The sequence below is a fragment of the Trichocoleus sp. ST-U2 genome (genome assembly GCF_039961875.1).
GTDB lineage: Bacteria > Cyanobacteriota > Cyanobacteriia > Cyanobacteriales > FACHB-T130 > FACHB-T130.
Window position 1 is genome coordinate 1 of the sequence record NZ_JAMPJY010000052.1, and the last position, 12,355, is coordinate 12,355.

At 46.1% G+C, this 12,355-nt stretch carries 8 protein-coding genes; 4 read left to right on the forward strand and 4 right to left on the reverse strand.

The genetic code is table 11. The annotated features are described in order from the left end of the window. Positions 1 to 265 precede the first annotated feature (265 nt). From NC996_RS23990 to NC996_RS24000, 3 genes are read right to left on the reverse strand one after another with little or no spacing between them, the layout of a single operon-like run. Entirely contained in the window at positions 266 to 835 is a 570-nt protein-coding gene (locus tag NC996_RS23990; RefSeq protein WP_190688807.1) for a Uma2 family endonuclease, read from the reverse strand. A gap of 31 nt (positions 836 to 866) precedes the next feature. Then, on the reverse strand, positions 867 to 2,228 hold the full coding sequence (locus tag NC996_RS23995; RefSeq protein ID WP_190688810.1) for a (Fe-S)-binding protein: 1,362 nt from the start codon (positions 2,226 to 2,228) through the stop codon (positions 867 to 869). A gap of 59 nt (positions 2,229 to 2,287) precedes the next feature. Then, positions 2,288 to 3,610, reverse strand: a complete 1,323-nt coding sequence (locus NC996_RS24000) for an FAD-binding oxidoreductase (protein ID WP_190688813.1) — start codon at positions 3,608 to 3,610, stop codon at positions 2,288 to 2,290. A gap of 207 nt (positions 3,611 to 3,817) precedes the next feature. On the opposite strand from NC996_RS24000, the gene NC996_RS24005 reads away from it, so the two are divergent. After that, positions 3,818 to 6,589 (forward strand): EAL domain-containing protein, encoded by a 2,772-nt coding sequence (locus NC996_RS24005; protein WP_190415541.1) that lies wholly within the window; start codon positions 3,818 to 3,820, stop codon positions 6,587 to 6,589. 70 nt (positions 6,590 to 6,659) lie between these two features. Here the strand turns inward: NC996_RS24005 and NC996_RS24010 are convergent, their stop codons facing one another. Beyond that, the gene (locus tag NC996_RS24010) at positions 6,660 to 9,503 is read right to left on the reverse strand and encodes a diguanylate cyclase (protein ID WP_190688816.1); all 2,844 of its coding nucleotides are present in this window, start codon (positions 9,501 to 9,503) and stop codon (positions 6,660 to 6,662) included. A gap of 974 nt (positions 9,504 to 10,477) precedes the next feature. Here NC996_RS24010 and grxC point away from each other — a divergent pair. The 3 genes from grxC to NC996_RS24025 all read left to right on the forward strand — a co-directional run bounded on the left by grxC (position 10,478) and on the right by NC996_RS24025 (position 12,295). Next, positions 10,478 to 10,798, forward strand: a complete 321-nt coding sequence (gene grxC, locus NC996_RS24015) for a glutaredoxin 3 (protein ID WP_190688819.1) — start codon at positions 10,478 to 10,480, stop codon at positions 10,796 to 10,798. A gap of 53 nt (positions 10,799 to 10,851) precedes the next feature. Beyond that, positions 10,852 to 11,361 carry a tRNA adenosine(34) deaminase TadA gene (gene tadA / locus NC996_RS24020; RefSeq protein ID WP_190688822.1) on the forward strand — a complete coding sequence of 170 codons (510 nt, stop codon included), beginning with the start codon at positions 10,852 to 10,854 and terminating at the stop codon, positions 11,359 to 11,361. Positions 11,362 to 11,512: 151 nt separating this feature from the next. Further along, complete coding sequence (locus NC996_RS24025; RefSeq protein ID WP_190525763.1) at positions 11,513 to 12,295, forward strand: 1-acyl-sn-glycerol-3-phosphate acyltransferase; 783 nt, start codon at positions 11,513 to 11,515, stop codon at positions 12,293 to 12,295. Positions 12,296 to 12,355 lie beyond the last annotated feature (60 nt).

A 12,355-nucleotide genomic window follows, 5' to 3' on the forward strand; every position in this document is an offset into this window, starting at 1 on the left:
ACTGCTTTGTCAACATTCTCTGCGGATTGATTGCCTACTGCCATCAACCGAAGAAGCCAGCGATTGCCATTGACCACAACTTGCTGCCTTCGGCTTAACCCGAACTGACGTTAATTACAGGGGTTGACTCCCGAAACTCGTCTTAGAAGCCCGAAGGAGCCTTGAAGATGGCTCTCCTTCACTCTATAGGGAAGGGGCTGGAGGTTGGGTCTGTATTGGACTCAACTGCAAACCGTTATCGTTGCTCAATCTTCGTCTTTCCTGTTCATCCTCCCATTCTTAACCATCCAAACACATCCCCTACTGTTAGCCGCAGTTCTGTTAACAAGTCTGGAACAGGTAGCACGTCGAATGCTTCCTGCAACAATCCCGGTTGCTGTCCGGGAGGATAAACTAGCACGGAGCGTTCGTCTGGATCGAGTAGCCAGCCTAATTTGCTACCGTGTTTGAGGCAGTGCAGGATATTTCCGGTTACTTTGGTTTGACTTTGTTCTGGAGAGAGAACTTCAATTGTCCAATCTGGAGCAGCCTGAAATACATTGGCAATATCTCCATTTTCATCAAGAGGGATTCTATCCCAAGCAAACACCGCCACATCTGGCACGATTGACCGTCCGCCGAAGGTACACCGCAATTCCGGAAAAGCTAGGGCAATTCGCTTAGCCTCGACCACCTCATTAATAACAGTGACTAGCTTTCCCTGTAACTTGCTGTGCTTCCCTTGCGGCATTGGCTTTTGGATGCTTTGACCCTTGATGTATTCGCTGGCTGGCTTAGTTTCTGGCAGCTTCAGAAACTCCTCTAGAGTCAAGGTTTTAGGAGGTGTATGTACCATAAGCGCTCGCATAAATGCCGCTACTATTACCCTACTCGTGCAGTTTCACTCCCCGAATTGACAAATCCAACAACTCTACCGGATGCATGATGGGAATTGCCTTTTCTTGCAGTTCTAAATGCTTGCTAATTTGGATCGTACAACCGGGATTTGCCGAAGCAATTAATTCAGCACCCGTATTCAGAAGATTTTCAACTTTTTGCTTACCCAATTCTCCAGCAACTTCAGGTTGCAGCATATTGTAAACCCCAGCACTGCCACAACATAACGCTGCATCCATCGGTTCTCGAAGTTGAACGCCTGGAATTTGGCGCAATAATTGGCGCGGTTGGACGCTAATTTTTTGCCCGTGCAATAAATGACAGGCATCTTGATAAACCAAAGTCAATGGTTGATCGGAAAGTGGGGAAAGTTTCGCCGTTATTCCGGCTTCGTATAGAAACTCTTGAGCGTCTTTTACTTTAGCAGCAAATTTTACGGCTTTCTCTTGATAATCGAGGTCATCTTGTAGCAGGTGTCCGTATTCTTTTAAAGTATGACCGCAACCAGCAGCATTGATGATGATGGCATCAACGTTTGTACCTTCAAAACTATCAATCATTTGGCGCGCGATCGCTTTTGCTTGTTCTTCCTGTCCTTGGTGATGTGGCAATGCAGCACAACACCCCTGAGCCTTTGGAATCACGACTTCACAGCCATTGGCAGTTAATACCCGCACCGTTGCTTCATTGACCTTTGAAAAGAATAGACGTTGCACGCAGCCCAAAATAACGCCCACTCGATAGCGTTTCTCACCCTCAGCCGAAATCACCTCTGGTAGGGTATCTACAAAGGTTCTGGGAGTAATTTCTTGCAGATTTGATTCCATCGCTGCTAAGCGGGGAGAAAGGCGTTGGAGTAATCCAGTCGAACGAACTAATTTTTGCAAGCCTAATTTCTGATAAACCATCAGAGGCGCTAGCAAAACTCGCAGCCGATTAGGATACGGAAATAAGGAAAAAATTAGTTTTCGATACAACTTGTCTGGCAAACTGCGCGAATAATTGCGTTCAATTTGGGGACGCATGGCAGTAATTAGCTTGTCATACTGCACGCCAGAAGGACAGGTTGTGACACAGGCAAGACATCCTAAACAAGAGTCAAAATGCTGTACTGTTGCAGTATTTAGAGAAATCTCACCTTTATTGATAGCATCCATGAGATAAATTCTGCCTCTAGGAGAATCCATCTCTTTGCCAATCACCCGATAGCTGGGACAAGTAGATAGACAAAAACCGCAGTGAACGCAGCTATCAATTAACTTGGGATTGGGGGGATGATCGTTATCAAATCCGTTAATTTTAATCGGGTTTGAGTCATCTAAATTTGTTAAAGAATTCTCTGATGTTTGCATGGATGAGTGTAATCTTCCCTACTGTTTAGACGGTGTTTTCTGCGATGAAAGCGCTTTGTTCACATTCCACCGATAAACCGACTTGGACTTAAAATATTTTCTGGATCAAATTGCGTTTTGATTTTCTGCATTAAATCCAGGGCGTTGCCGGTATAACCCCAGACATCTAGTTGCTGCTTTAAGGAAATCGGCGCTTCTAGAATTGTCAAAAACCCGCCGTGAGATTCGCAGAGCGCTCGCATCTGTTGTAAAAACGCGATCGCGGTTGTTTCAACAACGTCACCATTGCACCGCAATAGTCCCAACCCACTTCCAGCATGGATCAGACACATCACCGATGGGACATGGATTTGTAGATGAGTCAAAATGGTCGCGGCGGCAGTTGGTAATACTCCTATTTTGCAAGCGATCGCTGCCTCTGTGTGGGATGCCCACATTTGTTCTTGTAACTTCTGCCATAACTCAGCCTCATCGGCATCTGAATACAAGACACCCTGTAAACCGAGATGTTGCCCCACTTCCAACCATCGAGCGCACTGTTCCTTCACGCTCGGCGATACACTTTGAAAGCGAGCGATCGCACCAATGCCCTCCCCTAACCCTAAACTAGCCACAATTTGAGTGGATAGCAGGTCAACAGCCGTGGGCGTTAAGGCTGAAGCGAGCAACGTTTTGGTGGCTGCGGCAATTTTTTCGGCTGTACCAGTCAGCACTACGGTTGCAGATGCCTCCGGCAGAGGATAAACCCGAAACGTCACTTGACTGATAATCCCTAGGGTTCCAAAAGAGCCGGTAAATAGCTTCATCATGTCGTAACCGGCAACATTTTTTACCACCCGACCCCCGGCTTTGGCAATCTGACCATCGCTGCGGACGAAAGAAAGACCCAGTAGCATATCCCTCACCCCACCATAGCGTTGCCGGAAGGAACCGCCCCCAGCAGTCGCAACAATACCACCAACTGTGGCGTCTTTTGGATAGGCTGGATCGAGGGCGAAAAATTGACCTTGTTGCGCTAGAATCTTTTGCAGTTCGGCAAATTTCATGCCTGCTTCGACCGTAACGGTTAAATCGCCAACCGCATGAGCGATTAAGCGATTCAGACGTTCGGTACTGACAACCAAATTGACTCCATCTACCAATCCACCCCAACCTAGTTTGCTAGCGCTGCCACAGGGTAAGATGCCCCACCGATGCTGGTAGGCATAAGCCATAACCTGAGCGAGTTCTTCCTCGGTGCGGGGAGAAACAATGCAATCAAAGGTCGTTCCTGGTGCAATTGCTTGAGAGATTTGTGCTTTTCGAGTGGCTTCTATCTGTTCCCACGGCACAATCCCAGAGCTGGGGAGGAGACTTTCAAGTTTTTGGGCTACGCTATTCATTGCTTAAAAAAACATCTGTGCGATCGCACTCAGGTGGACATGAACACTAGCAAAACATAAGCACGGTACGCAAGTAACACTCAGTTCTCGACGTAACATCATTTAATTATTTAGTTATAAATTTATTTCTTTATATCTCAAGATAGATGCAGCACTTCATACTGGTATTTGTGGGGTCTATTTCTCTCTTTAGACAGGTTTAATTGAATGGTTCGACGAAAGAATATACCGGCATTACAGCAAGCAAGAAGGGCAGGGACAACCCGATCTTACGATAGGGAAAGCTTGCTAAATCGAATTACAACCCGAATTCGCCAATCTTTGGAGCTACAAGAGATTTTGGCGACAACAGCGCGGGAAATTCGCTCATTTTTAGACATGGATCGGGTCAAAATTTACCGATTTCACCCAGATGCCAGTGGAGAAGTAATTGCCGAATCTATAAATGGCGATTGTTTACCCTCTATGATGGGGCTGCGGTTTCCAGCGGAGGACATTCCGCCCAATGCTCGTGAGTTGTTTGTCAAAGTCCGCCAGCGAGTCATTGTCGATGTCATTTCTAGGCAGAAAACTCAAGAACAGTTAGATTGTCTATCAACCGGCAAAAATTTAGTAACTAGAGACATCCGCTATTCCCCAGTCGATCCTTGCCACGTCGAATATCTGACGACGATGGGGGTGAGTGCTTCTCTCGCCGTGCCAATCCTACATCAAAACAGCTTGTGGGGGTTGTTGGTGTGTCACCACGCATCCCGGCGCAAATTTAGCGAACAAGAATTACAAATTGTTCAACTGCTCGTGGATCAGGTGTCGATTGCGATCGCTCAGTCCAATCTTCTTCAAACCGCACGCGAACAAGCTCAGCATGAATCAACAATCAACCAAATTAGTAGTCTACTCCACTCTCCGCTAAAAATTTCAGAAATTCGGCAGACCGTTTTAGAAGAAACCGTTAGCGCCTTACACGGTGCTGCTGGCAGATTGTACATTACAGCAGATACAACAGGTCAGCCTGCTCAACTTTATACGACTGGCGAGCAGCCACTCCAAGCTTGGATTGAAGAAACTCCTTTTTGGCAACAAATTATCTCCGGGAAACCGAACAGCGTCGGTATCCCAGACAGTCCTTCTGAAAACAAATCCAAAGATAACCATCAAGATTTCAGTCATCAGAATCTCATTAATCACGCTTCTGACTCTTGGTTTTTACAGTCGGAATTTAATCCTCAAAATCATTTCCTTGAGTCTTCGCATAACAGCTACGGAGTAGCTAGGGAAATATCAAATTTTAAAAGTCAAAATTTTCTCTACACCATCCCCGATTTATATCAAGAACCACAACTAAAATATGCAGTCCCTGCTTTTGAGACAACGCCTATTCGCTCTATTCTGATCGTGCCTCTCAGTTATCATCAGCAATGCGTGGGGTGTCTCACCATCTTCCGGCATGAGATGAATACAGAAACCCTATGGGCAGGTCGTCAGAATCCCGACGAACGGAATGTCCGCCCCCGCCAGTCATTTGAAGCATGGCGAGAAATCACCCAAGGACAGGCTAAAGAGTGGACACAAGAAGAACTCAAGCTGGCTCAATCGGTGGGAATCCACCTCTACATGGCAGTAATGCAAAGGCGAGTAGAGGATACAATCCGACATCAGGCGTCTCATGACCTCTTAACGGGTTTGCCCAACCGGCTGTTATTCAATGACCGGCTCTCTCTAGCGCTGGCAAGCACTCATCTGAATTGCGGCGATATGCTGGCAGTGGTGTTTCTCGACCTGGATGGCTTCAAAACGATTAACGACACGCTCGGTCATGCCGTAGGCGATCTACTGCTGCAATGTGCGGCTCGACGCCTCACAGATTGCCTGCGAGAAACCGACATTGTTGCCCGTTGGGGTGGGGATGAATTCACCATTATGCTCTCCCCCATCACTTGTTTGGACGATGTTACCAAGATTGCGAAAAGAATTCTGGGTGCCCTAAACGTTCCTTTTCATTTTGAAGATGTAGAGACTTATCACGATACCTCTTTACACATCAAAGCGAGTTTGGGGATTGCTTTAGCTCCTTATGATGGGGAAGACGCAGAAACGCTGTTAAAAAACGCCGATGCTGCGATGTACAGAGCCAAGCAACAAGGGCGCAATAATTATCAGCTATATACACCAGCCCTAGGGGCAAAAGCACTGGAACGGCTGAAATTAGAAAACCGACTTTACAAAGCCTTAGAACGTGAGGAATTTCTGTTGCACTACCAGCCGCAGGTAGACTTAAAAACAGGTCAAATCGTGGGCATGGAAGCACTGATTCGCTGGCAATCTCCCGAACTAGGCTTAATTCCCCCTTATCAATTTATTCCTCTGGCAGAAGAAACGGGTTTGATCTCTCCGATTGGAGAATGGGTTTTGCGGACAGCTTGCAGGCAAAATCGTCTTTGGCAATCACTTGGAGTGCCGCCAATCCGGATTGCCGTGAATCTTTCAGGTCGTCAAGTTCAGCAACCCACTTTAGTAAAAGTTGTTGAGCAAATTCTAGCTGAAACTGAGTTGGAACCTCGTTATCTGGAACTCGAAATTACTGAGAGCATTGCAATGCAAGATGTGGAATGGACAATTTCTGTGTTGCAGAAGTTGCAGGAACTGGAAATTCACATTTCAATGGATGATTTTGGGACTGGTTATTCTTCACTGAGCTATCTAAAACACTTTCCGCTCAATACGCTAAAAATTGACCGCTCATTTATTCGCGATCTCATGACGAATACTCATGATGCTGCGATTATTAAGGCAGTTATGGCACTGGGTCACGGACTCAATTTAAAAGTGATTGCTGAGGGTGTTGAAACAGTAGAACAATTGGATTTTTTGTACTCAGTTCAGTGTGATGGTTTGCAGGGTTATCTGTTTAGTCCCCCGGTTCCGGCGGAAGCGGCAACAGAGATCCTTAAATCTAAAAGGTTAAAAAATCAAAGTTAGAGATTCTCAGTTTGTATGATGGGGCGAGGCTCTCAATGATTCTGGTGTACTTTAACGCGAAGAGCTGCGTCTAGCAGTATCCCTTGACGCGATCGCGTCCCTCTTTTTTCGCTTGATATAGCGCTTCATCGGCTGCTGCAATCAGCGCTGCCGGTGATGACGTTAAACTGGGAACTATGCTGGCGACACCCAGACTCAGCGTGACGTAGGGGCTAACTGGAGAGTGGACGTGGACAATCTCTAAGCTTTTCACCATTGAGCGGATCGACTCGGCGATGTAACTGGCACCCGCAGACGGAGTGTTGGGCAAAATTAAGGCAAACTCCTCGCCTCCATAACGGGCAACTAAATCGGTTGAGCGCTTCAGCATCAACCGAATCGCACCAGCAACCTGTCGCAAACAGCTATCTCCAGCTTGATGACCGTAGGTATCGTTGTAAATTTTAAAACAGTCGATATCGCAGAAAATTAGCGATATTGGCGCTTGTTCTCGTCCCAGCCGCCGCCACTCTTGGGCAAGATATTCGTCAAACCTGCGCCGATTTGCCACCTGAGTTAAGCCATCCAGAGAAGCGATACACTGCAACTCCCGGTTGGCTTCCTCCAGCTGTTTAAAGAGGGAAGACTGCTGAATTGCGATCGCTAACCCGACGGACAATTGTTGCAACAACTTAATTTCATAAGGCTCCCAGTGACGAGATCCAGAGCATTGATGGACGCAGAGTATCCCCCACAAATGAATTTTGGCGGCTGGATTGGATAAAGAGGGACGGAGTGGGGCGGGACTGTTGCTATTCGATTCATTATTCGCTTCTCGGTTGCCTCCCTGTTCCCGAATCAAGATTGGTACCATCAAATTTGCCCGAATTCCTGCCCCTGCGAGTAACTTCACGTAACTCGCAGGCAGATCCGCTTGGTAAATATCATCTACAGCTGACACATACCCAGTGGTTTGAAATTTTTGGATATATTCTGCCTCAAAGCAGGGGTCATACAGCGAGACATCCAGAATGGATTCACAACCGGGTGCGACAGATTCGACGACAAAGCAGGCACCGCGAGCATCGAGCCGATAGAGAGCAACTCGTTCGGCTGGCAGAAAGTTTCGCACCTCTGCAACCGCTGTGTTAAGGATTTCGTTTAAATGCAACGATTGGCGGATGCGCCCTTGTATTCTTCCCAGCAAGCGCTCTCGCTCAATAGAAGAGCGTAATGCCTCCTCAGTTCGCGTCCGTTCTGTAATGTCAAGAAAACTCCAAACCCTGCCAATGATTTGTTCGCCGAGTCGGTACGGTGTGGAGTAGCGCTCAAAGATTTTCCCGTTTTTTAATTCCAGAATGTCGTATGCCTTAGCTTCTGGTTGCCTGGAAAGTTCCCAAACCAGCTTTAGAAAAGCTTCTGGCTCTTTCAACTGGTCTTTAAGAAAGACGATTTGTTCGTTAGCGCGAGGCGAGCCGATTAGGTCTTCGGGAACCTCCCACATCTGAAGAAACTTCTGATTGTAGCTGACAATATCTCCTTCTAGGCTCACTGCAACGATGCCGTCAGCAGTTGATTCAAGCGTAGCGCGCAGCAGAGAAAGCGATTTCTCAACTTTTTCCTCGGCGGTTTTACGCTCTGTAATCTCAATGTAAGCGATCGCAACGCCATAATCTTTGAGAGGAATGGGAATCGCAGTGACGTTAAGCCAGGTGATTTCATCCTGGTCATTTACAATCCCGATTTCTCGATTTTCAATCACTTGATTTTCTTTTAACGCCCGAACGCTAGCAAATTCTTCCGGTGGCATCGAGCTGCCATCCGGTCGAGCGATTCGCCATTCTTTGCTGTCGCACCTTCTATTTTTATGGTTTTCAATAGATAACTTTAGAATTCTTTCTGAAGCTTGGTTGGCTTCAACAATATTGCCGTTATTATCGGTAATGGAAATGCCAATTGGGAAGCATTGAAAAAGAATTTTATATTTTTCTTGACTTTCTCTTAACTCAGCTTCTGCTTGCTGGCGTTGGCTAATATCGCACGAAACAGCGATAATTTCTTGCACTGCTCCTGTATCCGGATGGCGGATAGTTCGGAGCGTAGTTTTAAACCAAATGTAATAACCTTGCCGATGACGAATTCGGTAGCTAATTGTGTTGATTTCTTGAAAATTTAGTTGAGTTGGATGTTCTCTTAAAGCAACCGGATCATTCTGAGCAAATTGCTCTATCAGGACTAAATCTTGCGGATGGCAAAATTCAAGCACCGAGCGTCCCAGAAGTTCATCCGGCTTATATCCCAGTAAAATACTGCATACAGGTGAAACGTAGAGGTAAACACCTTCCGGAGTATGAGTGGAAATCATGTCGGTGCAGTCTGATGCCAGCAATCGGTCACGAGTTTCCCGCTTAGACAATTCTAAGTTTGAATAGCCGAACAAGTTTTCCGGTTTTGGGTTATGGCGATCGCTAACGACTGGCATCAGACTGGTTGGCGTCATGATTCCGACCAGTTGACCGGATTCATCCTCTACAATCAACAGATGGCGAATCTGATGGTGGTAAAATAGTCGGCTGATGGTTTGAATATCTTGTACTTGGGATTCGTTCAGGGTAATCAGCGGCTGGTTCATTAGTGCAGCGATCGCTACACCTTTAATGTCTCTACCTAAAGCCGTGACTCGAACCAAATCCCGTTCTGTAAAAATTCCGATGGGGGTTGGTTTCGCTAGTTGTGTTGGTTTTTCCGCTGTTACCTGCTCTTCTACCACGATGACACAGCTAGCCTGCGCCTGACTCATCAATGCGATCGCTTCTGTGGCTAGCGTGTCAGGAGTTACCGTCAGAGGGTTGCGATCAATTGCTTGATGGAGCGGTAAAGCGTAAGGGTGGAGCATAGAGAACACATCATTAGTTTCTTTAATAGAATTAACCATTCTTATTAATTATTTTAAATTTTAATTGAACGAAGCGGAACCGTTTGCTGGGTAATGTGGTAGGCAGTAAGCATAGATGTGGCGATTGAATCGCATCTGAGTAAACGACTATGGCTTTACAGATAGCTTTTTAAGCAATGAAACAATTGTATTTTGTAATAAAAAAACCAGCTAGCTAAAAATTCTCACCAAATAAAGGGCTGAAGGCATTAACATTCTTTATCAACTTTCCTGCCAAACCCGGACAAGACAGCAATTAACTTATAAAAAAAATCTGAAATCTGCTGCCAAGGGTGCCTTAAAACAGAATGGTATTTCCTCAAAGGTTAACCCGATCCGTCGCATTGCCAACGCTAGTTGTCAAAAATCTTCGCTCTATCACTGAAAAGCTAGCTATGTTCGTGCCTACGAACCCCTTTGGCTCATGTCTCTTAGAGAATGAATTCCAGCAGCCAGCACAAAAAATCAACCGATCTAGAACAATCCTATTTGAGTTGTGAGATGCTAGCGGTTCAAATCCCCAGCTTCTCCCTCAAACTCAGAAATCTCGCCTTTCTCGAATCCTTGAGGACTGCTTTAATTAAGTTTAGATATTTCTTTCTTGAAACAGGTCGAAAAGTATTCGCTGGCTTTTATCCTCAACAATCAAAAATTTTATCAAATCTCCCTTTTAACCTTATTTTTTTCGCCTTAGCATAATTTTCAAAAAACTTTGTATTTATTGGAACAAAATACTTGTAAGGCTAAACGTATACAACCTTTCACGAAGTAAACTATAAAAAGTTTTAATTAATAAAATTATTTTTTTAGTTTACTAAACTTATTAATATATTGTGGTTGTTGTCTTGTTTGAAAAAACGATCTAGTTTAAACAGAGGTACTCAGCCCTGGGCTTGGCAAATTAAACGAAGGCGCATTGCTGAATGCCAACAGCTAAACACATATCCAAATCTAGAAAATTTAAAAATCCTAAAATGTTTGACTTTCTTAATCCAATCCTAGGGCGTCATCCAGAACGTAACAAAGCCAACGTTGAAATCTATACTTGGCAAACTTGCCCCTTTTGCATCAGAGCCAAGATGTTGCTCTGGTGGAAGGGTGTCAACTTTACTGAGTATAAAATTGATGGTGATGAGGCAGCCAGAGCAAAGATGGCTGAACGTGCCAACGGGCGTCGAAGCGTGCCGCAGATTTTTATCAATGAGCAGCACATTGGTGGGAGCGATGACCTCTATCAACTGAATACAGGCGGACAATTAGACCCCTTACTGGCTCAACCCGCCGTTCCAGGCTAGAATCAGCCAACACAGGTGAATCTCGTTTGTATAGTCGGTACGGGCACAAGCGCATGGCTATTGAGATTCCGCCACCGGAAATTGAGGACTCTGCTTACCTAGTTCACCGACAATGGATGATTCGAGCGTTAGAACTTGCCGAGAAGGCGGGTGATGCTGGGGAAGTGCCAGTGGGAGCAGTAATTGTTAGTGCAGATGGTAACTTGATTGCAGAGGGTGAAAATCGCAAAGAACGTGACAAAGACCCGACTGCCCACGCCGAAATTTTAGCTCTCAGAGCTGCTGGGCAAGCAATGCAGAACTGGCACCTTAACGAATGCACGCTCTACGTCACCCTAGAACCTTGCCCCATGTGCGCTGGTGCGATCGCGCTAGCACGTCTGCGACTTCTCGTTTACAGTGTGGACGATCCAAAAACTGGCGCGATTCGTACCGTTGCCAATATTCCAGATAGCGCTTGCTCTAACCACCGCTTGCCGGTCATAAGTGGTATCTTAGAGTCTGCCTGCCGCCAACATCTGCAATCTTGGTTTGCCCAACGGCGCTTAAAAAGTCAAAAGTAAAAAGGCAAAAGGCAAAACAAAAAAATTGCTCTTATTTATGTTTACTTTTACTCTGCTAATGACAGCATGAGAACTGTCCTTCTACTACAAGACAGATGCCGTAATCATACATAAGCTGGAATTATGGATGCTGTGAGAAGTTTTATTCGTGATGACTCAGCCCGACCCCTCTGAACAAACGATAGAGACACCAAAACCTGTCAAGGTAGTTCCTATTACTTCCCGTGTTTTACCTTGGCTAGCTTCCTTAGGCTATAAGGTGACAAAATATCTTGTCATTCCCTTTTACTTTGGTAAAGCCGAAGTCACCGGACAAGAAAATATCCCCGCTACCGGGCCGGTAATCCTAGCTCCTACCCATCGCTCTCGCTGGGATGCGTTTGTCGTGCCTCATGCGGCTGGACAACCTGTGACGGGTCGTGACCTGCGGTTTATGGTGTCAGCGGATGAAATGAAAGGGTGGCAAGGCTGGTTTATCAGCCGCATGGGAGGGTTCCCAGTAGATACCCGAAATCCGGGAGTTGGCACTTTTCGTCATGGCGTCGAAGTTCTCCGCCAGGGAGAAGTGCTGGTCATCTTCCCGGAAGGCGGCATCTACCAGGATACGCAAGTTCACCCCCTCAAGACGGGTTTGGCGCGCATTGCCTTGCAAGTGGAATCCAGCCAACCAGAATTGGATGTCAAAATTGTGCCGATTAGCGTCCGTTACGGCAGCCCGGTGCCGCATTGGGGATGCGGTATCAAAGTTAACATTGGTGAGCCGATCTCAGTCGCGAATTATTGCAGCAATACGCCAAAACAAAGTGCGAAAAAACTAACCGCCGATTTAGAAGCGGCGCTTAAACAGATAGATGGATGCGAAGTAGAAGAGGCGGATACGCTCTCTACTGCTCCCCCTTTAAATGAAGTATCGGGCGCTCAGTCATCGTTTTAACCTTTCTATAGAAATTCTCATTCATTCGCAAACAAGAGCTTTTAGGGAATCAGTAATGGG

What these genes read in the sequence shown, in the direction of transcription:
- grxC (WP_190688819.1), top strand. Translation starts at nt 10,478, where the DNA reads ATGTTTGACTTTCTTAATCCAATCCTAGGGCGTCATCCAGAACGTAAC.
- NC996_RS24025 (WP_190525763.1), top strand. Translation starts at nt 11,513, where the DNA reads ATGACTCAGCCCGACCCCTCTGAACAAACGATAGAGACACCAAAACCT.
- NC996_RS24005 (WP_190415541.1), top strand. Translation starts at nt 3,818, where the DNA reads ATGGTTCGACGAAAGAATATACCGGCATTACAGCAAGCAAGAAGGGCA.
- NC996_RS23995 (WP_190688810.1), bottom strand. Translation starts at nt 2,228, where the DNA reads ATGCAAACATCAGAGAATTCTTTAACAAATTTAGATGACTCAAACCCG.
- NC996_RS24010 (WP_190688816.1), bottom strand. Translation starts at nt 9,503, where the DNA reads ATGGTTAATTCTATTAAAGAAACTAATGATGTGTTCTCTATGCTCCAC.
- tadA (WP_190688822.1), top strand. Translation starts at nt 10,852, where the DNA reads ATGGCTATTGAGATTCCGCCACCGGAAATTGAGGACTCTGCTTACCTA.
- NC996_RS23990 (WP_190688807.1), bottom strand. Translation starts at nt 835, where the DNA reads ATGGTACATACACCTCCTAAAACCTTGACTCTAGAGGAGTTTCTGAAG.
- NC996_RS24000 (WP_190688813.1), bottom strand. Translation starts at nt 3,610, where the DNA reads ATGAATAGCGTAGCCCAAAAACTTGAAAGTCTCCTCCCCAGCTCTGGG.